A 26,260-nucleotide genomic window follows, 5' to 3' on the forward strand; every position below is an offset into this window, starting at 1 on the left:
GATCCAGGCGGGGAACAAAGATTCGAGTCCGGTAACCGTCCCTACCGCGCGGGCGACGGGTACTTACCAGCCACCACCGGTCGTTGGGAAGGGACTAGCTTCGTTAGCGTGAGAAGCCGGCAAACCTGATACATTTAACGGATGCACTTACCGAGACTTCTCCTGATAATACTAGTTTTTCTGGTCGTTCCTCTTGCCGGACAGCAAGGCCGAGCCCCGGTTGTTTTCGCTCAGGATACGCTGTTCCACATCACGACCAATATGGGCACCTTCACGCCGGAGCAACGGGCAGAGCAAGTGGAGCGCAACTTGCAGCGACTGGCGAAGCTTCCCCTCAGAGAATTTGATAGCCTCCGCGTCGTGATGCTGGAAGGTGAAGCCCAGGTGGTGCTGCGTGACGACATCATCAACAGCATCTCGGTACGTGAGGCTACCGCTTCCGGGCGATCGCTCGAGGCGCTGACGGAGGAGCGGCTCCGGGTGATCCGGGAGGCCCTGATCGCCGATTTCAACGATTCTTCACTTCGGCGCATCCTGGTCGATATTGCCTTATTCACGCTTGCGCTGCTGTTCTTCCTCCTAGTATTCTGGGGCGTCAATAAGGCCTTCGATTTCTTCCGGGGTGGACTCAGGGGATTAGATGATAAATTGATTCTCAGCCGTAACGAGTGGCTACGGCGGTTCTCCCTCATTACGCCAAGCATGGAAAAGAAACTGTTTCTTTTCCTGCTCCGAATGACGCGGTATACCGTGCTCATCGTTTTTCTCTACCTGTACCTGCCATTCCTCTTCAGCCAGCTGAACTATACCCGGGGGTTTGGAGAACAGCTCATGGAGTATGTCCTACAGCCACTCCGATTTCTTTACCACGGCATCACCGGATTTTTACCGAGTTTCCTGTTTATCGTCATCATCATCGTGGCGTCGCGCTACCTCATCGGCGGGATGCGGTACATTGCCCGGCAAGTGGGATCGGGTCAGGTGACGTTCACTAACTTTTACCCGGACTGGGCGATACCGACCTTCAATCTGCTGCGGGTCATGGTTATCATCTTTACGCTGGTAATCATCTTTCCCTATCTGCCCGGGGCGGGTACCGATGCCTTCCAGGGGATCTCGGTTTTCGTAGGCCTGCTATTGTCACTGGGGGCGGCGGGCATCATCGGTAACGTCATCTCCGGGGTCATTCTGACCTATATGCGCCCGTTCGTAATCGGTGACCGGGTGAGGATCAACGACGTAACGGGAGACGTCATTGGCAAATCGCTGCTGGTGACTCGCATTAAGACCGTGCGAAACGAGGAGGTCACCATTCCGAACGGTATACTGATGAATGGCGGCGTCATGAACTATAGTTCCCTGACCGCGCAGCACGGCCTCATCCTGCATACTTCCCTAACCATCGGCTACGATGTTCCCTGGCCCCAGGTACATCGACTGATGATCGCTGCAGCGGAGCGCACGGCATTGGTCGACCGGGACCCGGCTCCCTTCGTGCTTCAAAAGGCCCTGAACGACTGGTACGTAGAGTACGAGCTGAATGCCTATACGCACGATAGCCACCGGATGGCCCGCATTTATTCCGATCTGCACGCCAATTTACAGGATACCTTCCAGGAGGCAGGGGTGGAGATCATGAGCCCGCATTATATGGCCCTGCGCGACGGCAACGGGACTACCATTCCCGGGACCGTTGCCAAAGACCGGGACTGAGCGGGCCAAAAAAAGGCGCCCGTTCCCACCGAAGTGGGAACGGGCGTCCTATAGGGTTCTATACGTTTACGCTTCGGCGGTTACTTCCTCCGCGTCGGCGATCTTGCCTTTTCCGTTGCGGTTGGCCCGGGCTTCTTCCTCGATACCCATCAACTTGGTCTTGATCCGCTCCTCGACCTGCTCGGCCACTTCGGGATTGTCCAGCATGAATTGCTTGGCGGCTTCGCGGCCCTGGGCAATCTTGGCGTCGTCGTAGGCGTACCATGCTCCAGACTTTTGGATGATCTCCTGGTCGACACCTAAGTCAACGACCTCGCCGGATTTAGAAATGCCCTCACCGTACATGATATCGAATTCAGCCACGCGGAAGGGGGGAGCCAGCTTGTTTTTAGCCACTTTGACCTTCACGTGGTTGCCGACTACGTTACCCTGCTTGTCCTTGATCGCGGCACCCGTGCGGCGGATGTCGAGGCGGACGGAAGCGTAGAACTTCAGGGCATTACCACCGGTCGTGGTTTCGGGGTTACCGAACATAACGCCGATCTTCTCCCGGAGCTGGTTAATGAAGATACAGCAACAGCCAGTCTTGCCGATGGTACCGGTCAGCTTCCGCATGGCCTGGGACATCAGGCGGGCCTGGAGACCCATTTTGCTATCGCCCATTTCGCCTTCGATCTCGGCGCGGGGCACCAGAGCGGCTACGGAGTCGACGACGAGGATGTCGACGGCACCGGAACGGATCAGGTTTTCCGCGATCTCCAGCGCCTGCTCGCCATTGTCGGGCTGAGAAATCAGTAGGTTATCGGTATCGACGCCCAGGCTCTGCGCGTAAAAGCGGTCGAAGGCGTGCTCCGCATCAACGATGGCCGCAATGCCACCGCGCTTCTGGCACTCCGCGATGGCGTGAATGGCCAGCGTGGTTTTACCCGATGATTCCGGGCCGTAAATTTCGATGATCCGGCCCTTGGGAAAGCCCCCGATGCCGAGGGCTACGTCCAAGCCCAGAGAGCCGGTAGGGATCACCTCTACGTTAGCGGCTTGACTCTCGCCGAGGCGCATGATCGTACCCTTTCCGTAGGCCTTATCCAGGCGATCGATCGTCATCTGGAGCGCCTTCAGCTTAGCGGCGGTGTCTTTGTGGTTGTCTGACATTATCCTGTTTGTTTGAAACTGCTTTTGTTGTGCGACGCTACAAATATAAACATGTTGTACGGGCTGCGCAAGTAAAATCGCCACATTCGCCGACAAATAATTCGCTTTTTAGCGATAAAATCGAGAATGTAAATTTTATGATTATATAATTTGTTTGAAATTGAATGGGCGGTTCCGGGTTGTTGGGGAACGTGGTCCGTTTGAACGGACTTGGCACCCGCGCCCGACGCCCGCTCATTAAAATGGCAAATGGGTTGCGTTAAGGAACTCCCCTGGAGGAAAGTCGAAGACGGGTCGAGAACGTTGTTGCGGCTCAGGGCACGGTATCCTTCCGTAACCCACCGCATAGCGGAGTGTGGGGAGATGTGAACTAGGGAAAGTCGGTTCTCTGTCGCCGCGCCCTATCCAACCGCCCCGTTTGTTAAGGGGAAGGGAACGCGCGACGACGCCCGCAGCATACCGGTTTCCAGCCGCTGGACTGCTAAGCGGAAGATTTATCGTTACCGTCTCGACACGAGGCAGTGCGCCGATCAGTCTTTCGGCTTCAGCTTCGGATTATTTCGGTGCCGTTCCCGGTCCCGAACGGTTTTCTTTTCCAACGAGCGTTGGAGTGCCTTGGTAAGGTCCACTCCGGTCTGATTCGCCAGGCAGATGAGGACGAAGAGCACATCGGCCATTTCTTCCGCGAGTTGTTCGGGGGCCCGTGCCTCCTCTTCGGGGTTTTTGAAGGACTGCTCTCCGTAAAGCCGTGCCATCAGCCGGGCGACCTCACCGGTTTCCTCCGTCAGGATCGCGGTGTTCGTGAGCTCGCCGTAATACCGTATCCCTACCGTCTTGATCCAGTCATCGACGGCCCGTTGTGCCTCGCTGAGGGTCATGCTATGCGCGGTCAGTAAGAATTGATGAGCGTGAAGGTATTGCCGTTCACGTCGACCGAATCACCGTTGTGCTTACCCTTTAGCGCCAGGAATAACGGGCTGTCGACCGAAATGCCCCGGTACTTTTTGCCGTTCACTTCAAACTCATCGCTCGCGGCACCGACGATGAAGCGGCCTTTGTCGGTTTCGATGATGTCACCGAGCTGGATTTCTTCGGTGGGCTCGATCTCGTCCAGATTAGAGAGCATATTGATATCATGCTGCAGGGCTTCCACCACGGAGGAGCGCGCCTCGACGCGGTTGATGGATTCGTCTACTTTGCCGTCTTCGAAGAGGTTTTCGGACTCCTCGTTGGTTTCTTCGGCTTCCTCCATGTCGGCCGTCTGCATGGACATCATGTTCTTGTAGGAATTTTCCTTCATGATCAGCAATTGGGCTACAACGGCTTTTTTCTCGGTCTCTTGCTCTTTGGTAAGTTTCATTGTGTATCGTTTATGGGTATTCCAACGGCTGAGGCCAACGCTTGTTTGCGGGCTAATCGGATAGGGGGACGAACATCCGCTTGCCACGACTGCTTGTATAACAAACTACCCACTTACGGGTGGGTAATCCAATTTCCCGTCGGAAAGTAGTAGATGCGCCGCTGAACCTGCCATCCCGGATAGGGGTCGCTGCTCAGCGTAGCAACGAAATTCCCTCGACTGGCGGTAATCGCGACTTTTCACAACGCGTTGTGCATTCGCTCGCCTTATTTGTCATGTCTTTTGCTGGGTTTTTGGTTAATGTTCGGGCAAGCTGGTTTATCCGGCTTGCCTTTTTTCTAGCGGCCAAGTCGCCGTGCTCCAGTCTGCGGAGGCCAGGTCGCTTCGCTTCCGAACGGCAGTAGTGGCCAGTGATTATTTCTGTTTGGCTACCCAGTCTACGTGGCGGCGGATGCGCTCGTCCGCGAGGAGGGCATCTTTGGTGTTGTAATCGCGGGCGAGTTCCTTTTCGTCGGGGATGAGCCGGTGGATTCCCTTGTGACATGGCCGGCAGATGGAGATGCGGCGGTGGGTCATCTCGTCTTTGGTAAAATGCTTCTGAAAGTAGCTTTTTCGGTGCACCGCACGCGGTATGAGGTGGTGCTCGGTGAGCGGTTTCGTGCGGCCGCATAGCTCACAGTCTCCGACAGGTCCCCGGAGACGATCGGTATAATTCTTTCCCTTACGCGGCATACTCAACTAACAGGAAAAACCAGCAAGGGTTATTGCCTACCGGGTTGGAGGCGGTCTACCAGGTGCGCAGCCCCGTCTACCAAGCACGGAAGCGGAGCGACCGTGCGTCTCCAGGGCCGCAGGCCCGTCTAGCGCAAGCGCGAGCGCTAATGCGCTTCCAGCCAGTTCTCCCCAACCCCCGTCTCCACCACGATCGGCACGTCCAGGTTAGGAATCGCCTCCCGCATAAGTTCTTCGATGAGCGGGGTCACCTTTTCCACCTCGTCGCGGGGCGCGTCGAAGACCAGTTCGTCGTGTACCTGCAGGATCATCCGGGTGCGGAAGTTTTGTTCCCGCAGGGCTTTGTGAATCCGGATCATGGCGATCTTGATCATGTCGGCGGCGGTACCCTGGATCGGAGTGTTCATGGCCATGCGCTCGGCCAGGGCGCGGGCTACGCCGCTGCGGCTATTGATGTCCCGGAGGCCCCGCTTGCGCCCGAGTAGGGTAGCCACGTAGCCTTCTTCTTTCGCTTGCTCGACCGCGCCGTTCATGAACTCCTTGAGGCCGGTGAACCGCTCGTAGTAGTTGGCGATGAGCTGGCTGGCTTCCGCCCGGCTGATCTCCAGTTCCTGCGTTAGCCGCTGTGCTCCGGCCCCGTACAGGATGGCGAAGTTGATCGTCTTGGCCTGGTAGCGTTGTACCCGCGTGACTTCCTCGTAGGGCACGTCGAAGATCAGGGCGGCCGTGGCGGTGTGGATATCCTTGCCGGTCTTAAAGGCGTCGAGCATGCCCTCGTCCTTACTCAGGGCCGCGACCAGGCGAAGTTCGATCTGGGAGTAATCGGAGGCTAATAGTACATGGTCCTTATCACGGGGGATAAACGCCTTTCGCACCTCGGCGCCCTCCGGCGTGCGTACCGGGATGTTCTGCAGGTTCGGGTTAGCGCTGCTGAGGCGCCCGGTGGCCGCGATCGTTTGGTTGAAGCTGGAATGGATACGCCCATCCTCGTTCATCAGCAGGGGCAGGGCATCGACGTAGGTGCCGAGCAACTTGCTCAGGCTGCGGTGGCGCAGGATTTCCTTCACGATGGGAAACTCGGCACTCACCTCCGCCAGCGTGGCCTCGTCCGTTTTATACTGGCCGGTTTTCGTCTTACTGCCTTTGTACGGTACGCCCATGCGGCCGAAGAGAATCTCTCCGATCTGCTTTGGCGAGCCGATGTTGAACTCCGAACCGGCCATTTTGAAGATCTCCCGCTCGATGGACTGAAGCTCTTCCGTCAGGGTCTTGCTGTATTCCTGCAGGAACGCTCCGTCGACGTTGATACCTTCCAGCTCGATGTCCCGCAGCACCGGAATGAGGGGGGCTTCCACCGTTTCGTACAATTCCACCAGTTCCTCTTCCTCCAACTCGGGCCACAGGGCGTGGTACAGCCGCAGGGTGATGTCGGCGTCTTCACAGGCGTAGGGGACGACCTTTTCGACGGGCACTTGCCGCATGGTCAGTTGCTTCTTGCCCTTCCCGATCAGCGACTCGATGGGCACCGGCTTGTAGTTCAGGTATTCCTCACTGAGGATATCCATCTTGTGGCGCTGGTCCGGATGCAGGAGGTAGTGCATGACCATGGTGTCCAGCAACTTGCCCTTCACGGGGGCTCCGTAACGTTCCAGCACGATCATGTCGTACTTCATATTCTGGCCTACCTTGTCGATGGCTTCGTCGGCCAGGAGGGGAGCGAACTCGGCTACTATGGCCTCGGCCTCTTTGCGGTCTTCCGGCACGGGTACGTAGTAAGCTGCTCCGCTTTTCCAGGCGAAGGACATCCCGACGAGTTCGGCGGTGGTCGGGTCCACGCTCGTCGTTTCCGTGTCGAAAGAAATTAAGGATTGGTTCCGTAATTCCTTCAGCAGGGCGGCGCGTTCCTCGGGGCTTTCCACCTTTCGGTAGTCGTGTTCCGTGTTGCCGATGTGTTGGTCGGCGATGGCGTGGGCGGGGGGCTGCTTGAAGTTTTTCCTTTGCGGCGCGGACGCAGGTGCGGCGCTGGCCGGGGAGGCGAACAAATCCCCCTGGGAAGAAGCCTTTTCCGGCTCATCGGCGATTCCGAGAATCTCGTTGGCGATGGAACGGAATTCCAATTCGCGGAAAACGTCCGTCAGGTAATCCCGGTCGAAGTCCTCGATGAGGTAGGCCTCCGGATCGAACTGAATGGGCACGTCCTGAATGATCGTGGCCAGCCGCTTGCTCAGGATGGCCTGCTCCCGGTACTCCCGGAGCCGCTCCTGGTTCTTCCCCTTTATTTTGTCGGTGCTGTCCAGTAGCTTTTCCATGCTGCCGAATTCGCTGATGAACTTGGCGGCCGTCTTCGGACCGATGCCGGGTACGCCGGGGATGTTGTCCACCGAGTCGCCCATCAGTCCGAGCATGTCGATCACCTGCTCGGGGTGCTGGATGTCCCACTTTTTCTTGATGTCTTCGACGCCCAGGATCTCCACCCCGTTGCCCATCCGGCTGGGTTTGTACATCAGGATGTTTTCCTCCACGAGTTGGCCGTAGTCCTTGTCGGGGGTGACCATATAGACTTTGTACCCCGCCCGCGCCGCTTGCTTAGACAGCGTGCCGATCACGTCGTCGGCCTCGAAGTTCGGCACGATGATGATCGGGATCTTGAAGGCCTGCAGGATCTGGTGGATGTAGGGAAAGGCAATACCGATATCCTCGGGCTGTTCCTCCCGGTTGGCCTTATAGTCGGCCGCCAGCTCGTTGCGGAAGGTGGGGCCGTCAGGATCGAATACCACGGCCAGGTGGGTAGGCTCCTGGTTTTTCATCAGGTCCCACAGGGTACGGGTGAAGCCGTGCATCGCGGAGGTGTTGACCCCCTTGGAATTGATCAGCGGCCGGTTGATGAACGCAAAGTGCGCGCGGTAGACCAGGGCGTGGCCGTCGAGGAGAAAAAGACGCTTGTCGGTGGCGGGATTCGGCATGGGGCGAAGATAGGGATAGCTACCGCTTAGCGTCGCCGCCACTGCCCGGGTGAGAAACGAAAACAGAAAAAAGATAGTATTACTATCAACTTAGCGATTATTAGTATGTTCCATTACTAAAATCATACCATGAAACGCGACAATCCCTTACCCTTCCTCATCATCCTACTCAGTCTCCTTACGGTAAGTGCCGTATCCACCGCCCAGTCGACTCCAGAAGTCGTTGACAGCGTGTCGCAGGACGGTGCCGATGTCGAGGAGCTGGAGCGAATTGAAGAACTGGTGACTTACGGTCCCCACTATAAAAATCCCAACGCCGCCGGCCGCTTGCTTACGCTTAATCGTGCCGTACCGCCCCTCCCGGCCGACTACGCGCCGGTACGCCTGACGGGCCCCGTCTATAAAAACCTGCTGCCGGGCAATCGCCCCGCTCCCACCACTACCATCACGCGAGAGGAGGAGGAGCAGCTAACCGGCCCGCGCTACAAAAACCGGGGCGCTAAAACGGGAAATCTATAACGTCTTACTTCGGACCGGCGGCCCGTTCCTGCTTCCTGTCGTTCCCTCAACCCTCCTGACATGACTCTCTTCGAGAAAACTAAATGGGTACTGGGTATCGTGCTGGTTTTTTTGCTGGTACTCACTACTAACCTGATCGACCGGAGAAACTTTCGGGACGTGAAGGCGTCGATCGAGGCAATCTATGCGGACCGCCTGGTCGCCCAGGATATCCTATTCGAAATCTACAAGGTGATCAACCGCAAGGAGCTGGTATATTCCACCCAGGATCCCGCTGACCTCGGTGACGTCGTCGGCGCCGACCAGGAAAGGATCGCTACGGCGGTCGATCGCTTTGCCGCTACTCGGCTGACCGAAAGAGAAACTTTGCTCTTCAACCAGCTGAGGGAAAACCTGACCGATCTCAGTGGGGTAGAGAAAGACCTTCCTACCGGCACGGCTTCCCGCCGCGAAGTGATCGAGGCCGTTCACCGCGTGGAGGAAACCCTGGACGAACTCACCGCCATTCAGATGCAGGAAGGACGCCGGCAATTGTTGATGGGCCAGGAGGCCATCAGCTCATCCGATTTATTTACCCAATTGGAGATCGGCGCCCTGGTCATCCTGGCGTTGGGCGTTCAGGTCATCATTCTTTATTCACCCGGTTCCGAGCAGCGGCGGTCGGTCGACTAACTCCCCGATACCGCATCCAGCACTTCGGAGCTTTACAAAACAGTAGGCCAGCCCCCATCCGGGAGCTGGCCTTTTTTCATCGGCAGGGTAGTGCTTTCTACCGGCCGAGCAGCCATCATTGGTAGTCTACCGCCACGGCGATCAAAAGCCCGATCCAGGCCCAGACGAGCAGGATTCCCGTCAGCGGCAACACGAATCGCAACCACCGGTCAAAGGGAACCCGGCAGACCCCGAGCATGGCAACCAGGCCGCCGAGGGAGGGATTGAACAGGTTGGTCACCCCGTCGCCGATCTGGAAGGCTAGGATCGCGATTTGGGGGCTGAGATCAAGTGCGCGACCGAGGGGGATCATGACGGGTAGCGTAGCCAGGGCCTGTCCGCTGCCGCTGGGAATGAGGAGGTTGATACCGCTTTGTCCGATCGACATCCCGATCGCGGAGGCGTAGGTGGGTAAGCCGTCCAGTGCCTCGGCCAGTCCGTAGCTGATGGTGTCCTGGATCTGACCCTGCTCCATGATCACCTTTACGGTGGCGGCCATCCCGATGATAAAGGTGGCCGGGGCCATCTCCGCTACCGATTTCATGCCGGCGTCCGTCACTTCCCGCGCACTGAGTCCGCTGGTTGCGGCGCAAACGACCATCACGATCAGGAAGACGGCGGATATCTCGTTGATGCCGAAGTGCCAGCGAAACACCCCGAATAGCACGAACCCCAGTCCCGCCAGGAAAACGGACAGTAACCACCAGTTGCGACGGCTGATCCGGTACTGATCGAGGGGTTGGGACAGGGCGAGGCCCGAGGTATCCAGGCCTACTCCGATCCCGCGCTCCGGCGCCCCCCTTATTTTACGGAAGTACCGCACGTTGTAGTAGGCGGTGATGGCCAGCGCGCCGAAGCAGAGGACGCTGCGCAATTCCCAGCCGCTGAAGAGCGGCAAGCCGGCGATCTCGTGTCCGATGCCCACGGTATACGGATTGATGGGGGAGAGCCCGAAGGCCACCGTCATCCCGCCGAGGCTAACCCCGGCCGCCAGGATCAGGTCGCCACCGAGTGCCAGCACGACGACTACCGCGATGGGCACCGTAGCGATGTTGTTTTCGTAGCCCACCATGACGCCGAGGAGGCCGTAGACGAAGGTGAGTAGCACCAGCAGCAGTTCCGACCGTTGTTTGCCCATGCGGTAGACGAGCCTGCCGACGGCGTTCTCGATGGTTTGCGTTCGTTCCAACACCGAAAACATCAGGGCACTGGCGAGGCAGATAAAGATGACCGGTGTGGCCAGGCGATAGCCCTCGGGAAAGGCCCGGAACATCTCGAAGGGACCGACGGGGGTGGGGGAGACTTCCGTAAAACTGCCGGGGACCACCCGGTACTGGCCGTTGACTTCCACGCGCTCGTAGAGGCCGGCGGGCAGGACGTACGTCATGATCGTCACCACTACGATGATCGCGAAGAGCATGATTAGGGGCGGGGGGATCCGGGTGAAAAGTCGGCGCATCGGCGTAAAGTACGACCTGACACATCGGATGTGTCACGACCTGACACATCCGATGTCTGACAAAATGTCACCATGCCCGGATTTCCTCATTAAATCCGGGATGTTAATCTCCCGCCACCTTGTGAAAAGCTTCTCAATAGGTAGAAAAGGCAGCGACGATCGTGTAACCGCATCAAGCGCCCATCGTCAGGGCACCACCCCCACTTCCCGCAGCTCTTTCAGCGTACCCTCGTGCAGAATCCGGCCATTCTCCAGGTAGTAGATGTAGTCGAAACTCTCTAAGAGGTGCAGGCGGTGCAGCGTAGAAACGATGGTCTTCTCCGGGTAGGTCGCGAAGATGCGCTCGTACACCAGTGCTTCCGACTGGGGGTCGAGGCTACTCGTCGGCTCGTCCAGCAGAAGTAGGGTGGAAGACTCGGCAGCCAGCAGTCCGCGGGCGATGCTCAGCCGTTGCCGTTGCCCGCCGCTCAGGTTAGCACCGCCCTCGCTGAGCCAGGTCTCCAGGCCGTTTTCCGCCTTGCTGATCACGTCTTCCATCGCAGCCAGGTGGATGGCGCGCTCGACGGCGGCGGGTTTCCGCTTTAGCCCCATGGTGAGATTCTGGCGGATGGTCTCTTCGAATATCTCCGGCGTCTGGGGAATCAGGGTAGTCTGATCGTAGAGCTGGGCGGGGTCCAAAACGGTTTCCCCGTCGAAGGCGACCGTTAACCGCTCGGGGGGGTAGAGGCCGCGCAGAATGTACAGGAGGGTGGTCTTACCGCTTCCGCTCGGGCCGATAAAGGCGATGCGTTGGCCGCGGCCCAGGGTCAGGTGGATGTCGGTGAGACCGTGGCGATCGTCGCTAGCCCGGTCGTAGGTGAAGGCGAGGTCGCGGATATCTAGCGACGTCCAGTCCTTTTTAAGTTGGCTGCCCGCCAGCACCGGTGGCCGGAGCCGGGATTCGAAGGCCTCGGTAATCGGATCGATGGCCGCCAGGTCCGCCCGGAGCCGGATCACCGTATTGTACTGCCCCGTAAGGGCGTTGAACATGTTAGAAAACTGGTTGACGTAGCCGATCAGGGTCACCAGGCCGCCCACGAGGAAGATCTCTCCAGGCACGTAGTTCTGAGACACGTAACCGATCACGATGATGGCGTACATCAACCCGATCAGGATCCCGGTAGAAAACCACTTCTGTTCGTTTAACTGTGTATTCCGCAGGAAAGGAGGCCACACCGCCCGCACCCGGCCCTCGATCTGTTTGGCGGTCTGTCGGCCCAGCCGGAGGGTGGTCACGGTGATGATGTTTCCCAGGTTATCCGCCAGGCCCGCCAGCAGGTCGTTCTCCCGCTCGTTGGTTTCCTTGGTTACCGTGATGATGGGGCGGTCGAACGCCAGTACCGTCAGCACGATCAGGATGCCCGCGACCCCCGCGACCCCGCCGAACACCACGCTGAACCAGATGATGGCTACGATGGAAATGAACATCCGAATCAGCGTCTGAAAGTAGACGAAGCCGTTGTCGAAAAAGCTCTTCAGGGCCTCGTAGGCCTTCCGCGTCCGGTTGATGGTGTCACCGCTGTGGTGGCGGCGGTGCCATTCCAACGGCAGGCGTACCAGTCGGTCGTAGGTTTCCATCAGCAGCCGACGGCTGATCTCGAAGGCCATGCGCCGCTCCATCAGCCGCGCCGGCCACTGAAAGGCCCACCCGGCCAGAATCAGAAACAGGTAAGCGCCACCGTAAATCCAGGCGCCCGTCAGCAGGTCACCCTCGCCCGCCTGCAAGTAGTTGATGAAGTAACCAAAAATGATAGGCTGCAGGGACGATAGCAGGTTCACGCAGGTGAACATGGCGTAGATCAGCACGTACCGTCCCCGCATGCCCCGGGCGTACTGCCAGGAAATCTTCAGTAATTGCTCGTAGGGGTTAGTGGAGAAAAACTCCCGCCATTGCCGGACCGTTCCTTGCAAAGTGTTGCTGTTTTTTACTTCCGCCTAAAGGTCTGCTCCCCGCGGGTTAAATCGATTGATAATGATTCGTCCTTTCGTGTTTCTCTTCACCAGCCTGGTCACCATGCCCGGAGTGGCGCAGCAATTTACGGGCGATCAAGCCGACATCGAGGCGATCCGGCGCGCCGCCACCGCCTTTTCCGAGGCCTACGTGAACGCCGATTACGAACGCATGGCCAATGCTTACACCGAGAACGGACATATCCTACCCGGTGGTTCACCCATCGTCACCGGAAGGGAGGCGATCGTTAAGCGGTGGCGCCTTCCCGAAGGCGTAAAGATCCTGGAACACGCCACCGAATCGGTGGAGCTGAAGGTCCTCGACGATTACGCCTACGACCTGGGCTACTACCGCGGCCGTACCCGCCGCCCCGACGGATCGGAAGCCGAGTGGGGCGGTAAGTACGTTATCGTGTGGCGGAAACTCGACGGGGAGTGGCTGATGCACGTGGATATGTGGAATAGCGGGGAGTGAATTTCCTCCCGGACGCTCCGAGGTCCTTCGTACACTCGGAAGTCCTGATGATTTTCTCGGGGGGTAAGCGTAGGACCTCGGAGTATGGCCGTACGCAGTAGGCGACCTGCGAGGGTCCGGTTGGATGGTGATGCTATCTACCCGGACGCTCAGAGGTGCAAGCACACCCTGAGGTCCTGATAGTCTTTCCCGCCACCGACGGCCACAGGACCTCGGAGTGTCACCGAGCGATAGCGAAAGGGAGCTGCGAGCGTCCGGACTAGGTTCCAATGACCCGGTCGCTGCACGGGGCCGCCACATTCGAAAATGTGAACCGCGCTACCTATTTTGTTGGCTTTCCCCAGCGTAGCCCGAAAGCCAAATTATCCGCATATGCTCCCGTTCCGCCTATACCTCATTTTGCTCCTTACCAGTGGCTACCTCGCCGCCCAGCCCAATACGCGTAAGCTTCCGATGGACACGATGATCGTCACCCAGGGCCAGGTGACCATCGGCGGGGCGGCCGTACCCTACGAAGTTACCACCGGCGTCCAACCCGTCTACAACGATAGTGGCAAGGTCACCGCCGGACTGCACTACACCTACTATCGCCGTACCGACCGCGAAGACCCCAATCGCCCGCTCCTCATCAGTTTCAACGGCGGCCCCGGCTCCGCTTCCGTCTGGATGCACCTGGCCTACACCGGCCCGAAGGTGCTGACCATCGACGACGAGGGTTACCCGGTGCAGCCCTACGGCATCAGTGATAATCCCTACTCCGTCCTGGACCTCACGGACATCGTGTACGTCAATCCCGTCAATACCGGCTTTAGCCGCATGGCAGAAGGGGCCGATCGCGAGCAGTTCTTCGGGGTGAACCAAGATATTCAGTACCTCTCCGACTGGCTGAGCAACTGGGTCAGCCGCCACGACCGCTGGCGTTCGCCGAAATTCCTCATCGGGGAGAGCTACGGTACCACCCGGGTCTCCGGCCTGGCGCTGGAACTCCAGGAAGAAGCCTGGATGTACCTCAACGGCGTCATCCTCGTTTCCCCCACCGAAATCGGTATCGAGCGGGCCGGCATCGTCGAAGCCGCCAACCAGCTGCCCTACTTCGCCGCCGCGGCCTGGTACCACGAGCAACTGCCCGCCGATCTCCAGACCATGGACCTGGAGCCCCTGCTCGCCGAAGTGGAAGCCTACACCCGCGATGCATTTCTTCCCGCCCTGGCCAGCGGAATGGACCTCAGCGAGGAAAAGCGACGCGCAGTAGCCGAAACCGCGGCCCGCTATTCCGGGCTGGACGCCCAGGAGTGGCTGGACAATAACCTCATGCCCACCACCGCCTACTTTTGGAAGAACCTGCTGCGCGGCGAGGAAGCCGGCAACTACACCGTCGGACGCCTCGATAGCCGCTACAAAGGCATCGACGCCCGCGCCGGTGGCGATCGCCCGGACTACAACAGCGAGCTCACCAGCTGGCTCCACTCCTTCACCCCGGCCATCAATTATTACCTGCGCGAGGAGCTCGGTTTCCGGACCGACCTGCAGTACAATATGTTCGGTTCCGTTTATCCGTGGGACCGCTCCGGCGACCAAACGGGGGAAAACCTCCGTCAGGCCATGGCTCAGAATCCCTACCTCAACGTCCTGATCCAGTCGGGCTACTTCGATGGGGCCACCAATTACTACGACGCGAAGTACTCCCTCTGGCACATCGATCCCAGTGGCCGCATGCGCGACCGGCTGAGCTTCAAGGGCTACGAAAGCGGCCACATGATGTATCTCCGCCGCCCCGACCTGGAAACCGCCAACGAGGATTTGCGAGCGTTCATCCGAAATGCCCTGCCGGGCGAAAACCCGGCCCGGTATTAATCGGCCGACATTTCCGCCCCCATCCGGCGGTTATCTTTACGGTACGCCGCAAACACCCCCCTATGTTCCGAACGCTGCTCCTTACCGGTTGCCTGTTGGTTACCACGCTTTCCGCTCAGTCCGCCTTCCAGCTCAAATCCTTTTCCGGCCCCTCTGACGGGGTAAACGGCCGCCACGCCGTACTCCGCCTCGACCCCACCGCCCTGCGCCGGCAATTGGTGGCCAAAGCCGGCCGGATAAGCCTTCCCCTGCCGGACGGAACGGTGGCATCCTTCAGCGTGGAAAATTCCCCGGTGTTCGAGCCCGCCCTGGCGGCCCGTTATCCCGACATCGGTAGCTACCGCATCGAAGGACCGTGGGGCGCGGGGCGCATCGCCGTTTCCCCGCTACAGGTGGACATTCTCGTGCCGGGCCCCGACGGCCTGTACGCCATCCAGCAGGAGGACGATGGGGATCGCTACCTCGCTTTTTATTCCCGGCAGTACGCCGGGGAGGAATTCGGCTTGCCCCTAAGTTGTGGTTACGTAGCATCCGATGTGGAAAAAGAGGGCGAACGGAGCGCAGGTGCAAAGGTTTCCGGGAAGAGCAAAGCGGTTCCCCGCGAATTACGCCAGTACGATCTGGTGATGACCAACACCGGAGAATTTGCTAACCAGGTAGGCGGAACCAAAGCCGCCGTTCTCGCCGCCTTCAACACCGCGGTTAGCACGGTAAACGTCATTTTCGAGCGGGAGGTGGGCGTTCGGATGAATTTGCTCGCCGCGTCCGAGTCCGCCATTTTCCTCGATCCCGACACCGATCCGTTCACCGACAGCGACGAGGGCACCGGCCTCCTCGAACAGGTGATCGAGGCCTTCCGGGGAGCAAACGTTCCCTCCGATAGTTACGATCTGGGGCACGTGATGACTTCGCGGTGCGTGGACGTAGGGGGAGTAGTCAGCGGCTTAGCCTGCAGCGGGAGCAAGACCCGCGGGGTGACTTGCCTCCAGGGAAACAACGTGGCCCGAACCGCGGAACGGGTGATGGCCCACGAGATCGCCCACCAGTTTTCGGTATCCCACAGTTGGAACAACTGCCCGGGCAGCGACAATCAGCGGGCCGGCAATACGGCCTTCGAGCCGGGATCGGGATCGACTATTATGTCCTACGCCGGTGCCTGTGGTAATCAGAATATCGCCGGCCCCGATCCCTATTACCATACGGGCAGCCTCGAGCAGTTCCTCGATTTCACCCGCGAGGGGGGAGCCGCGGGATGCGCTACGGTCATCCAAACGGCCAATGAAACCCCCGAGGTCGTGCTCGACTACGAAGACGATTTTTACATTCCCAAGTCAACCCCCTTCCGCCTCACGGGTACGGCCACCGATGCCAACGATCCGCCGGAGCAGCTGACCTATACCTGGGAGGAATACGATCTGGGACCGGTGACGGATATCTACGAGCCGGAGGGTTCCGCCCCGCTCTTCCGCTCCGTGCCGCCTTCGGAAACAGGCTTTACTCGCTACTTCCCCCGCGTCGACCGGGTTGCCAACCAGATCGAGGCGGCCGACGAATTTCTGCCCGACTACGAGCGCGAGCTTACCTTCCGCCTCACCGCCCGCGACAACAACGCCGAAGCCGGCGGGGTAGACTGGGCGGCCGTGACCTTCTCGGTGGCCGACATCGGCCCCTTCGTCGTAAACGACCCCGCCGTTGGCAACGGGCAGGATTTTCGCGTGGGGGAACTCCGGGAGATCACCTGGAACGTGGCGGGTACGGACGGTTTTCCCGTCTTTGCCCGGAGCGTCAACTTGCTACTGAGTGGCGACGGGGGGTTCACCTTCGACTACCTGCTGGCCAGTGAAGTCGCCAATACGGGGAGCGCGTACATTACCGTGCCCGACACGCTGGGGGATGCGATGCGGATCGTGGTTGAGGCCGCCGACAATGTCTTCTACAACATGAACGCCACCGACTTCAGCATCCGCCCTGCCGAACAGCCCAGTTACACCTTGGCGTCGGACCTCAATTACGCCAGCGTTTGTCTTCCGGAAAGCCTGACCGCGACCTTTACCGCCGGTAGCGTGCTGGGATACGCCGAGCCGATCTCCCTTTCCGTGGATAGCGCATTGCTCCCAGCGGGTATGGAGGTTTCCTTCGACGATGCGCAAATCCTGCCCGGGCAAACCGCCCGGCTAACCCTGGATTTAGAGAACGTAACCGTTTCCGACCGCATCATCGTTCCCGTGCTGGTTACCTCCGGCGGTGCCGACACCGTGCGCCGGGAGATCGTACTGGACGTGGTCGCCAATGACTTCTCCGACCTGGCACTCGCCGGCCCCCCCGACGGAACGGAAGGCATCGTCCTCACCACCGATTTCGAATGGACGGGCTCGGTCAACGCGGAGCAGTACGAAATACAGGTAGCAACCTCACCTTCCTTCGCTCCGGCCACGCTGGTCGCCAGCGCGGAAGACCTGACTCGGACGACCTTCACTCCGGAGGATTTTTTCCTCGCCAACGCGATCTATTACTGGCGGGTACGACCGGTCAACTCCTGCGGTCCGGGCCCGTGGATAGCGGTCAACAGCTTTAAAACCGTCAGCAGCCGCTGCGAGGTGGTAGCGAGCGCCGATACCCCGGTGGCCCTGCCAGGGTCGGGGGGAGCTTTTTCCCGGAAGTCGGTTATCTCGGTAGACCAGCGGGGCACCATTAGCGATCTTAATCTTCCTAACGTACAGGTCAATTATCAATTCGCCTCCAAAGTGAGCCTCAGCCTGACCAGTCCGGCCGGTACGACGGTGGCCCTATACTCGGAAAACTGCTTCAGTACGAACGCCATCAATCTCGGGTTCGATGACGACGCCCCCGTGGGAGTGGCCTGCCCGCCCGACGATCAGCGGGTTTTTCAGCCGGTAGGCGACCTCAGCGATTTCGCGGGCGAGGAAACTTTCGGCGACTGGGTATTGACGGTCGCGGTCAGCGAGACAAACGGTGCCGCCGGCCAGATTATCGGATGGGATCTGGAGTTCTGCGCGGATCTTCAAGCTTCTCCTCCTCAAATGCTGGTTAACGAGCCCACCCGGGTACAACCGCTGGGTCGCAACGCCGTCCTGCGCAGCGAACTGGAGATCGTCGGATCCTCCAGCGACCCGATAGGTACCGTTTTTGTCCTGACGAGTACGCCCACCCTCGGTACGCTGGAGCGCAACGGACAGGAACTGATGGTAGGAGATACCTTCACCCAGGCCGACATCAATGCCGAACGGATCGTGTACGAGAGTCGGGACACCGCCCGCCTGACCGACGCTTTCGGGTTTGTAGTCGACGCCGCCGATGGGGGTTACCTGCCTACCACCTACCACGGAATCGAACTCACGGCGGATGCGATCAATGCCGTCGCGTACCCCACGGCCCTGGAGCAAAGCCTGGTCGTATTCCCGAACCCGACCCCCGGTAACCTAAGCTTGGAATGGAACACTACCGGTGGCGGGAAGCTTTTGCTGGAACTGTTCGATCCGGCCGGTCGGCCGGTGGAGCGGCGGGAAGTGGAAGCGGGAGCCCGCACCACCAAGCTGGATGTATCTCACCTTCCCCCCGGCGTATACTTGCTGCGGCTGGGAACCGCGGTACGGCGGGTGGTTAGGCGGTAGTGCCGGACTGGCCGGACGACTGCCCGAGGCGGCGGGTAAGGCCCTCGATCACCTCCTCGATAAAGTGGCGGTGGACGATGGTGTTTTTTTCCGGGCGGTTGACGATGTTCGGGGGGATGGGGCCACCGTAGCGCTCCACCAGGTCTTCCCGGTCGTGGGCGTACATCAGCACCGGAATTTCTTTCCAATCCGGATCCTCGGCCAGCAAGGCGGCGAAGTCCAGGCCACGTAGCTTATCGTTGCCCTTGTCTTCCCGCCGGGTAACGTCAGAGATGATGAGGTCAATCTGGGTGGTGGGGTCGTCGTTGAACTTGTTCTTGTTCATCAGCAACTGCATGGCCTCGTCGCTGGTACGGACCGAGTAGCAGAAGGTGTGCAGCCGGTCGAGGATGGCCAGGGGCAGGGCGTAGGTGAAGGCATCGTCGATCCAGAGGACATTATAGGGTTCCTTCCGTTGCTGGATGCGGTTGATCCGCGCCTCCAATTCCTTGTCGTCGTGGATGCCCAGCACCTCCAGGGTGTCGCTTAGGTCTCTGAGATCCGAAAGTTCCCACATGACCGGCTTGATGCGGCGAAGCAGATTTGCCTTGATGGTGTCTTTATAATCGGACCAGTTGAAACGCCGCAGGAAGTGACTGGCGGCCCGGGCTCCCTGGCGGAATAACTTCAGCTTTTCCGCTTCGGAAATATTAAAGTCGATCCAGTTGAAGCCCTCGATGTCGATATACTCGACCAGGTCCTTGTATTCAGGGTGGTTGCGGATGAACTCGAAATCGCGCAGATTGCGGACGCCGCTGGCCATATTCCCGATGAAGTCGGCCAGGCCATCGATCTCCCGGGCGTAGTTGCGGTCGACGCCCAGCTTCACGCCGATGGTGGGCCGCAGGGGGATGACATCGGGTTGGTGAAACAGGTCGATCGGAAAATTCGACATCACGCCACCGTCCACGAAGACGATCTCCTTCGGCAATTCCCCGGTATAGTCGGCTACCGCCCGCCAGCGTCGGCGCACCTCGTCTTCCTTTCCCCGGGTCCAGGCCAGAGAGGCCCGCTTGGGTTCGAAAAAGAAGGGGATGGACATGGAGGCCCGCACGAAGGAAGCAGGATTCTGCGCCTCGGGTTCCGCGTAATACAGGTGCGCCATGCGGGGGAATTCCACCTTCGTCTGGGTAGTAATATCGGCGGCTACGATGGCGATTTTCGGATCCAGCTCCCCGGCGGTAACGGGCCGGCGGCGTTTACCGTAGTTGGAGAGGTGGTACAGGCTTTCCGGCAGGGCACACAGATTCTCCTTCAGGCCTTCCCAGCTATCGTGCCGGAGCATCTCCCGCAGCCAATCCTCAAAGTGGAGGCCGGGGTTGATGCCCAGTTTGTCCTTAATCTCCGCGATGTTGGTGATCAGGTGGAGGTAGAGCTGAATCTTATTCCCGGAATCGAAGGCCGCGGTAAGCTGCTCCGCGTCGTAGCCCCCGTCGACAAAGTCCATAAAGTCTTTCGTCGCGATCCGCTCCAGTATTCGGACGCTCTTTTTTTCCTCGGGCGTACCCAGGTCGGCCATGAGCAGCGCGTTGATCGACCCGGCGCTGGTGCCGCCCAGACTAAGAAAGCGGATACCCATCTCTTCGAGGACGTAGGTAAATCCGACCAGCGCGATCCCGAGGATGCCACCGCCTTCCTGTACGAGGTTGACGTACTGGTTGCCCGCCTCGTCGAAGATGTCCGAATAGCGGAAGCGATCGCCGCGCTTGGCGCGGTATTCCTTCAGATCTTCAATAATGTCGAAAACGGCCTGTTCGTACGCCTGGATATGCATGATCGGGTGGGTGGGTACCGGGTATAAGTAATGAAAATTCGGTTACCCACCAAAAAGGACTTAGTCCCAACGCAGCGCAGGTCCGCGGGAATCCGATCAGCGTGCGCGAAAAAGGTTGGAATGCCATCCGCTTACCTGCTCCCGCGCCCCGGCGCCCCCGGTATCCGTCAGCCGATGCCCTCCCGCATCCGTTGTATTTTCCGTTCCATGAAGTAGCGCCAACCCACGAGGGAAAAGAAGTATAGGGTTACGAATGGTACGGAAAGCAAGAGGGTGAATCGAATGAGGTAAACGTCCCACAGTAGAACGTAGAGGGCCGTTAGGCAAAAGGTGCGCAGGAGAAAGAGGACGTACTTTTTTCGCCGGTAGGCGGGGCAAAGCATCGTGTTATTTATACTGCGGTCCTGGAGCATGAATCGAACGGGGTGACCGTGGATGTTGGTTCTTGGGTCCAAAGCGGTAGGTGTGAAGCGTGATCGAAAAAGTCGAAATCAAAGATATGCTAAAATATAATTGTCCAAAATACTAATAAATGGCGAATTACATTCTAAAACGGCGGGATTATCTGAAAAAATGATGTTGTCCCAACAATGTGCATCCGGGCTTGGAATTCCCTCCCTCCGAGCAAGAAGCCGGTCCGCTGTACCCCCCGGATCGGGCCCTCCGTCCTCTTAACGGCGGTCGTGCCGCCGGCCGCTCGGATGACCTGTAGTGCCGGAACGAAGCGGGAACCGGCCCGGCGATCTATCTTTGCCGCTTTACGAAAGCGAAGAGAAATGTCCGGCCGAAATAAACTGCAGAAGTTCGCCGAAGTCCTGCGGATGCCTAATGTATACGAGAGTTTCGAGCCCACGAAACCCGAACTGTCGGGAGTAAACGGGGCCACCGTGGATTTGCGGGGCCGCTGGGCCGCGAAGCACTTCGGCAACGACCGGCCGATCACCCTGGAGCTGGCCTGCGGACGGGGAGAGTATACCGTCGACCTGGCCCGGCAGTACCCGGATCGGAATTTCATCGGGGTGGACATCAAGGGTGCCCGCATCTGGCAGGGCGCGAAGATCGCCCTCAACGAGGGCCTGGATAACGCCGCCTTTTTACGGACGCGCATCGAAGTCATCAGCCACTTTTTCGCTCCCGGCGAGGTGGAAGAGATCTGGATCACCTTTCCCGATCCTTTTCTCAAAAAGGGAAAGGAGAACCGCCGCCTCACCGCCGCCCAGTTTCTGAAGCAGTACCGCCGCATCCTGAAGCCGGACGGACTGATCCACCTCAAGACCGACAGCCGCGAGCTGTACGAATGGTCGCTGGAAACCCTGGTCCGGCAGCCCGTCGTCGAGCTGCTTTACCAGGACGAGGATATTTACAGCAGGCCACTCCCGATTCCCGAACTGGCCACCGAAACCTATTACGAACGGATGCACAAGGACCTGGGGAAAACGATCACTTACCTCCGCTTCCGGATCGGGCAAGGCGACATCATTGGCGGAAAGGAAATGCCCACCCGGTAAGTGGCTGTCTCCGACAGCGCAGTACAACGCTGCCTCCGGCAGCGGTAGTAAGACGCTGTCTCTGACAGCGCCAGTGCAGCACTTCTGGCTACCGGAGATAGTTTTCTCACGGCGACCGTAGTTCTTCGCCTTCGGCTCATTTTTCGCACCGCAGATAGGTGGGCGGAGGGCTGCGCAGACTTTTGGATTCGCAGATGGGCCGGCTACACCGAACCGACAGATTTACAAAACCCTCGTCCTGCCCCACTAAAGCCCATAATATCCCAGCCAAAACCCGGCCCCCTGCACCGCCCAGACCACTACATAAAGCCCCAAAGCATACCCCCACCGGGGCCGCGGTAACCGGGAAAAGACCAGCACCACGATCGCCAGCCGAATAAGCGCGTACTGGATAGCCTGCAACAGGTGCCACGCATCGGTGGTCGCTACGAAGACCGTCGACGAACCCGGAAAACGTTCCCTGAGCGGACGGATCAATTCCCCTTCCGCATCGGCGGCGTACTTGTTTTCCCAGCTTATGTCCGGATCCCAGAAGCGTCGGTTGTCGAAGTTGGCGAAGACGGTGTCGGAATAATGAAACTGCAGGTCGTCGCCGATGCCCTTGCAGAGATGGGCGAGGAAGAGGAGTACGAGTACCGCGGCGATCCGTTTTGCCATCATTGACGAAGTTAGCAACCAGCGTGGGGAAAGTGCTGCGTCGATGCTGCTTTCTGCGAGGGCACTGGGCAGACGAGCTAGCGCTTGGCGGACCAGTGCCCGTCAAAATTGCGCCGTAACCTGCGCCCGCCCCACGTGTACCACGTCCGCTTCTCCCGTTTGCCGTCCGTCGTAGATCAGGTTCAGCTGCAGGTATTCGCCCAGGTTCTGGACCAAGCTGAGGTTCCAGAGCAGGTTCCGTCCGGGTTGGAGGCCCTGGAGGAGGGCAAATCCTACGGGGCTGCCCGCCCGCCCGTTTGCGAAGTCGATCTGTACCCAGTTGAAGCTGGCGTTGATCCAGTTGCGGTAATTACCGGTAAACTTGGCCTCCCGCCGCAGGGTGTATTCCCCGTCCTCCGCCGGCAGCACGTTCTCTTCGCGGCCTAGCACCAGGGTAGTTTGGAGGCTGAATTCCCCCGGCTGCCAGTTGATCCCGGGCTCCACCCGATTGAAGACAATCTTGAAATCTTTTTCATTAAAGCGCTCCGAATCCGATTCCCGGCGGCCGGTGATACCCGCCGCTTCGATACTCAGCCGGTCGTTGGGGCGGAAGCGAAAGCGCAGTTCCCAATCTTCCCGCCGGCTGCTTTCGTAGCCCGTGGTAAGCACGCGGCGATTGCGCTGTTCGTCGTTGCTGAGCTGAATGTCGTAGCGTGGATCGGCGCGGTTGAAGAACAGGCCGTGCCGCCGCCGTACGTTCAGCGCCACCAGGCTGGAATCGGCTACGGCCAGCTGGAAGGGGTTCCAGGCCATGATGGCATCGTCTTCCTGGGTTTTCCGGTCGATGTTGACGGCCGTATTCAGAGCGATGCGGCGCAAGAACTTCCGTACGCCCCCCGCTTCCCGCCAAAGCCGGCTCGGATCCCAGTTCACGCGTTGGTTGATGCTGACGTTATCAGTCCGCACGAATTCGTTGTTGAAGACGCTCACCCGGATGTAATCGGCAATGTCCGGAAAGGGGGAGAGTACGATCTCGTTCGGTTGGATGCGGCCATCGTTGTTATACAGGCTGTCCTGCCAGATGTACTGCCCCTGCCCCGGGCCCACGTAGAGGTACTGGAAATCCACCCTCGGCTCCTGGCCGCTGCCCACCTGGTAGGTCGTCTGGCTGGTGAAGGCTCGTTCGAGGGCGTCGGCGCGCACGTCCAGCCGGCCCAGCACGGTGCTGCTCGGGCGGTCTTCCACCAGTTCCTGCCCCGGTACCTCCAGGGCACGGTAAGTGAAATTTCCCCCTACCTGGAGGTTGCGCGCTGCCTGATACTTGCCTTCCGCCGTCAGTTCGCGGGCCGAGGTGCTAGCCAGAAGTTCGGTGGCGGAAGGGAGTTTATCGTCCCGCTGGCTGGCGCTGAGGGTAAAGGCGTAGCGTTCGGTAGCGGGGGCGGTGATGCCCACGGTGTACCGGTCGTACTGAAAGCTTAGCTGCGAAAGGCTATCCGTGCCGATTGGCCGGCGTACGCTTTTTTCGCCCGCGTAGCCGGCCGCGATCTCCCAGCCGGCTAACTGCGAAAATTGTTTGCTGACGAGCAGGCTCGGTCGACGGAAGGTGCCCGTGCTCTCCGCGTCCTCGTTGTCCAGTAAGCTGTAGGCCCCCGCCGCCCGCCACCCTGCCACGTCCACCTGTAGTACGCCCTCGTGCCGCTGGCCGCGGTAATCCGCTCCCCGCACGAAGCGCTCATAGTCGTAATCGAGGCGACCCACGCCGGCGCGTACCAGTCCCAATCCGCCGCCCATAAGGTGCTCCGTTTCCTGTTCGGGGCGGATGGTGCTGAGGCGGTTGCTCAGGTTCCAGTTGCGGTAGAATTCCGGCGACCGGTAAGGATTGATGAAGTTGAAAGTCTGCTCCACGAATTCGTAGCGGCCCCGACCAGACACGGCCCAGCCACTGCTGTCGGGGCCGATGGCTAGGGTCCGGTCGGCGTCCACTCGCAGGGCATGTCCGGCGTCGTCCGCCTGGTCGATGTCGCTGAAGCGGTTCAGGTCTAGTTTGCTGCGGCTGCCCTCGATTCGGATGGCGCCCTCTCCGTCGAACCGGTATTCTCCCCCGGCACTGAAGAGCTGTTGCTGGCGGGGTGCCACCAGGTCGATCTCCGGAGAAAAACGACCCAGCGGATTACAATCCTCATCGTAACCGACGAAGACGTACACCCGCTCGTTAGCCGGCCGCCCGGGGTCGAGGCGGTAGGGGCCACCCCCCGGCCCGCGGTCGGTGAAGGTGGCTACGTAACGCCCCAGCTCCGGGTCGTTGCTGCTCACCAGGTAGGCTTGCTGGGGGGCGCAGGGGAGGAGCGTATCGCGGAGTGCGTAGGTGGATCGCAATTCCTCCCGCCCGTCGAGGGTGTCGATGCTGCTCACGGGGATCCCTTCCGGATTATCGCCCTCTAAACTCAGCGCCTCCCGCTGCTCGGCGGTGAGTTGCAGGTCACCGGTGGCGGTACGACTATCCTGCTGGGAGTAGAGGTTGACGTAGCCGGTCAGGCGCCCCTTCGTGTACCGGCTGCTTCCCGCCGTGAGGGTGCGGAGATAGCGCTGGTCGGCGTATTCATACTCGACGGTGATGCGCACGTCGCGGGTGATGAGTCGGCGGGTCGTAAAGGTCAGTTCCGCCAGATTGTAATCGATGATGTAGTCCGCGTCCAGTCCCCGCTCCATTAGCTGGCCGTCCAGAAACACCCGTTCCGTACCGGCCAGGATGATCAGGAAGCGCTGTGCTCCGTCGCCGGTCAGTTTGTAGGGCCCCTGGTTGCCCTCTCCCGGCGTGATGTTCTGGCGGATAAACTGGCCGCGTGCCACGGCGATGCTGGCGCTATTCTCCCACCGCTCCCCGTCCTCCTCCTCACCCGCTACCGTGGTGAAGGTGGCCCCCTCCAGCTTTTTGTAATAGCGCATGAAGTACCCGTCCGGATTCCGCAACTCGTAGTCGCCGGCGGTGAGCTGGCTTCGATTCTTCCGTAGTTGGATGAAGATGCGGTCGAATTCCCGCAGTTGCTGAGTCGTTCCTTCCGGCTGGACGGGCAGGTTCTCGTCGGTGATGGCCGCGGCCACTTCGATGCCGTTGCCGAGCTCGCCGTTCAGTTGGAGGTTGAAAGCGGAGTTAAGTACCAGGTCCTGGCGGTTACCAAAGCTGATCGCCCGACTGAAGCTGCCCCGGGTCTGCACCTTGGTATCGTTGTCCAGCAGCCCCAGCCGTACGTAGGGGTCGTAGGCGCCGATGACCAGTCCGGCTTCCTCCCTGCGGAGCTGGGCGCTGTCCAGCAAGCTCACCCGCTCGTCCAGGGTAAAGGGTAGGGCGCGGTACCGCAGGTGCAACGAATCGGGCAACGGTACGCTGTTCCACCGCAGGTAACGCCCGCTCAGCGTATATGCACTTTCCGGTACCGGATCACCGTTCGAAAAGAAGATTTCCAAACTGCCCGGAGCCAGGGTCAGCGTATCCACCAGTTGTCCCGCCGGGTTCACGGCCACGACTTTCTCCCGCACATTCGACAGCGGCGATCCCTGGCCGGTAAGCACACCGGCCCCGAGCAGGCAGATTACCAGCCACAGCGTTTTTGGGATCACTGAGTACTAACGTAGGGAATAGTACGGTAGTACAGTAGTCGTTTGCTGCGCAAACGGAGTAGTACGGTAATGTCCGCCCACCTACTGTACTACTCCGGCCGCGAAGCGGGCGACTACCGTAATACC

General features: G+C 59.6%; 18 protein-coding genes. 7 read left to right on the plus strand and 11 right to left on the minus strand.

The annotated features are described in order from the left end of the window. Nucleotides 1–141 precede the first annotated feature (141 nt). Nucleotides 142–1,713: a mechanosensitive ion channel family protein gene (locus CLV84_RS09885; RefSeq protein ID WP_104419633.1), complete on the plus strand. Its 1,572-nt coding sequence runs from the start codon at nt 142–144 to the stop codon at nt 1,711–1,713. 66 nt (nt 1,714–1,779) lie between these two features. On the opposite strand, the gene recA is transcribed toward CLV84_RS09885, so the two are convergent. From recA to polA, 5 genes are all read right to left on the minus strand, one after another. Then, nucleotides 1,780–2,865 (minus strand): recombinase RecA, encoded by a 1,086-nt coding sequence (recA, locus tag CLV84_RS09890; protein ID WP_104419634.1) that lies wholly within the window; start codon nt 2,863–2,865, stop codon nt 1,780–1,782. A gap of 530 nt (nt 2,866–3,395) precedes the next feature. Then, nucleotides 3,396–3,743 carry a nucleotide pyrophosphohydrolase gene (locus CLV84_RS09895; protein ID WP_104419635.1) on the minus strand — a complete coding sequence of 116 codons (348 nt, stop codon included), beginning with the start codon at nt 3,741–3,743 and terminating at the stop codon, nt 3,396–3,398. An 11-nt stretch (nt 3,744–3,754) separates the two neighbouring features. Further along, nucleotides 3,755–4,225: a GreA/GreB family elongation factor gene (locus tag CLV84_RS09900; RefSeq protein WP_104419636.1), complete on the minus strand. Its 471-nt coding sequence runs from the start codon at nt 4,223–4,225 to the stop codon at nt 3,755–3,757. Between the two features lie 414 nt (nt 4,226–4,639). Further along, nucleotides 4,640–4,801: a hypothetical protein gene (locus CLV84_RS21995; protein WP_211295243.1), complete on the minus strand. Its 162-nt coding sequence runs from the start codon at nt 4,799–4,801 to the stop codon at nt 4,640–4,642. A gap of 302 nt (nt 4,802–5,103) precedes the next feature. Further along, nucleotides 5,104–7,920, minus strand: a complete 2,817-nt coding sequence (gene polA, locus CLV84_RS09910; protein ID WP_104419638.1) for a DNA polymerase I — start codon at nt 7,918–7,920, stop codon at nt 5,104–5,106. A gap of 129 nt (nt 7,921–8,049) precedes the next feature. Here polA and CLV84_RS09915 point away from each other — a divergent pair, with 129 nt between their 5' ends. Together CLV84_RS09915 and CLV84_RS09920 are read left to right on the plus strand one after the other, a co-directional pair. After that, nucleotides 8,050–8,439, plus strand: a complete 390-nt coding sequence (locus tag CLV84_RS09915) for a hypothetical protein (protein ID WP_104419639.1) — start codon at nt 8,050–8,052, stop codon at nt 8,437–8,439. A 60-nt stretch (nt 8,440–8,499) separates the two neighbouring features. Further along, on the plus strand, nt 8,500–9,111 hold the full coding sequence (locus CLV84_RS09920; RefSeq protein ID WP_104419640.1) for an MCP four helix bundle domain-containing protein: 612 nt from the start codon (nt 8,500–8,502) through the stop codon (nt 9,109–9,111). Between the two features lie 115 nt (nt 9,112–9,226). Here CLV84_RS09920 and CLV84_RS09925 read toward each other — a convergent pair whose 3' ends face one another. Both CLV84_RS09925 and CLV84_RS09930 read right to left on the minus strand, forming a co-directional pair. Continuing rightward, a complete protein-coding gene (locus CLV84_RS09925) occupies nt 9,227–10,609 on the minus strand; it encodes a YfcC family protein (protein ID WP_104419641.1) in 1,383 nt (460 codons plus the stop codon). Nucleotides 10,610–10,795: 186 nt separating this feature from the next. Next, nucleotides 10,796–12,559, minus strand: coding sequence for an ABC transporter ATP-binding protein (locus tag CLV84_RS09930; RefSeq protein ID WP_104419642.1), 1,764 nt, complete (start codon nt 12,557–12,559; stop codon nt 10,796–10,798). 61 nt (nt 12,560–12,620) lie between these two features. On the opposite strand from CLV84_RS09930, the gene CLV84_RS09935 reads away from it, so the two are divergent. From CLV84_RS09935 to CLV84_RS09945, 3 genes are all read left to right on the plus strand, one after another. Beyond that, a complete protein-coding gene (locus tag CLV84_RS09935) occupies nt 12,621–13,073 on the plus strand; it encodes a YybH family protein (RefSeq protein ID WP_104419643.1) in 453 nt (150 codons plus the stop codon). Between the two features lie 372 nt (nt 13,074–13,445). Next, entirely contained in the window at nt 13,446–14,927 is a 1,482-nt protein-coding gene (locus CLV84_RS09940) for a S10 family peptidase (RefSeq protein ID WP_104419644.1), read from the plus strand. A 62-nt stretch (nt 14,928–14,989) separates the two neighbouring features. Continuing rightward, nucleotides 14,990–18,559 carry a reprolysin-like metallopeptidase gene (locus tag CLV84_RS09945; RefSeq protein ID WP_104419645.1) on the plus strand — a complete coding sequence of 1,190 codons (3,570 nt, stop codon included), beginning with the start codon at nt 14,990–14,992 and terminating at the stop codon, nt 18,557–18,559. Here the strand turns inward: CLV84_RS09945 and CLV84_RS09950 are convergent. Both CLV84_RS09950 and CLV84_RS09955 read right to left on the minus strand, forming a co-directional pair. Further along, on the minus strand, nt 18,549–20,372 hold the full coding sequence (locus tag CLV84_RS09950) for a patatin-like phospholipase family protein (RefSeq protein WP_104419646.1): 1,824 nt from the start codon (nt 20,370–20,372) through the stop codon (nt 18,549–18,551). The genes CLV84_RS09945 and CLV84_RS09950 overlap by 11 nt on opposite strands. A gap of 167 nt (nt 20,373–20,539) precedes the next feature. Beyond that, a complete protein-coding gene (locus CLV84_RS09955) occupies nt 20,540–20,827 on the minus strand; it encodes a hypothetical protein (RefSeq protein WP_146088774.1) in 288 nt (95 codons plus the stop codon). A 321-nt stretch (nt 20,828–21,148) separates the two neighbouring features. Here CLV84_RS09955 and trmB point away from each other — a divergent pair, with 321 nt between their 5' ends. Next, on the plus strand, nt 21,149–21,880 hold the full coding sequence (gene trmB, locus CLV84_RS09960; protein ID WP_104419648.1) for a tRNA (guanosine(46)-N7)-methyltransferase TrmB: 732 nt from the start codon (nt 21,149–21,151) through the stop codon (nt 21,878–21,880). 246 nt (nt 21,881–22,126) lie between these two features. Here trmB and CLV84_RS09965 read toward each other — a convergent pair whose 3' ends face one another. Together CLV84_RS09965 and CLV84_RS09970 are read right to left on the minus strand one after the other, a co-directional pair. Continuing rightward, entirely contained in the window at nt 22,127–22,537 is a 411-nt protein-coding gene (locus CLV84_RS09965) for a hypothetical protein (RefSeq protein ID WP_170067653.1), read from the minus strand. A 102-nt stretch (nt 22,538–22,639) separates the two neighbouring features. Continuing rightward, a complete protein-coding gene (locus CLV84_RS09970) occupies nt 22,640–26,134 on the minus strand; it encodes a hypothetical protein (protein ID WP_104419650.1) in 3,495 nt (1,164 codons plus the stop codon). Nucleotides 26,135–26,260: the final 126 nt, after the last annotated feature.

Source organism: Neolewinella xylanilytica (assembly GCF_002934605.1).
GTDB lineage: Bacteria > Bacteroidota > Bacteroidia > Chitinophagales > Saprospiraceae > Neolewinella > Neolewinella xylanilytica.

Coding starts and splice junctions, on each gene's coding strand:
- CLV84_RS09885 (WP_104419633.1), top strand. CDS start 142: ATGCACTTACCGAGACTTCTCCTGATAATACTAGTTTTTCTGGTCGTT.
- recA (WP_104419634.1), bottom strand. CDS start 2,865: ATGTCAGACAACCACAAAGACACCGCCGCTAAGCTGAAGGCGCTCCAG.
- CLV84_RS09895 (WP_104419635.1), bottom strand. CDS start 3,743: ATGACCCTCAGCGAGGCACAACGGGCCGTCGATGACTGGATCAAGACG.
- CLV84_RS09900 (WP_104419636.1), bottom strand. CDS start 4,225: ATGAAACTTACCAAAGAGCAAGAGACCGAGAAAAAAGCCGTTGTAGCC.
- CLV84_RS21995 (WP_211295243.1), bottom strand. CDS start 4,801: ATGACCCACCGCCGCATCTCCATCTGCCGGCCATGTCACAAGGGAATC.
- polA (WP_104419638.1), bottom strand. CDS start 7,920: ATGCCGAATCCCGCCACCGACAAGCGTCTTTTTCTCCTCGACGGCCAC.
- CLV84_RS09915 (WP_104419639.1), top strand. CDS start 8,050: ATGAAACGCGACAATCCCTTACCCTTCCTCATCATCCTACTCAGTCTC.
- CLV84_RS09920 (WP_104419640.1), top strand. CDS start 8,500: ATGACTCTCTTCGAGAAAACTAAATGGGTACTGGGTATCGTGCTGGTT.
- CLV84_RS09925 (WP_104419641.1), bottom strand. CDS start 10,609: ATGCGCCGACTTTTCACCCGGATCCCCCCGCCCCTAATCATGCTCTTC.
- CLV84_RS09935 (WP_104419643.1), top strand. CDS start 12,621: ATGATTCGTCCTTTCGTGTTTCTCTTCACCAGCCTGGTCACCATGCCC.
- CLV84_RS09940 (WP_104419644.1), top strand. CDS start 13,446: ATGCTCCCGTTCCGCCTATACCTCATTTTGCTCCTTACCAGTGGCTAC.
- CLV84_RS09945 (WP_104419645.1), top strand. CDS start 14,990: ATGTTCCGAACGCTGCTCCTTACCGGTTGCCTGTTGGTTACCACGCTT.
- CLV84_RS09950 (WP_104419646.1), bottom strand. CDS start 20,372: ATGCATATCCAGGCGTACGAACAGGCCGTTTTCGACATTATTGAAGAT.
- trmB (WP_104419648.1), top strand. CDS start 21,149: ATGTCCGGCCGAAATAAACTGCAGAAGTTCGCCGAAGTCCTGCGGATG.
- CLV84_RS09965 (WP_170067653.1), bottom strand. CDS start 22,537: ATGGCAAAACGGATCGCCGCGGTACTCGTACTCCTCTTCCTCGCCCAT.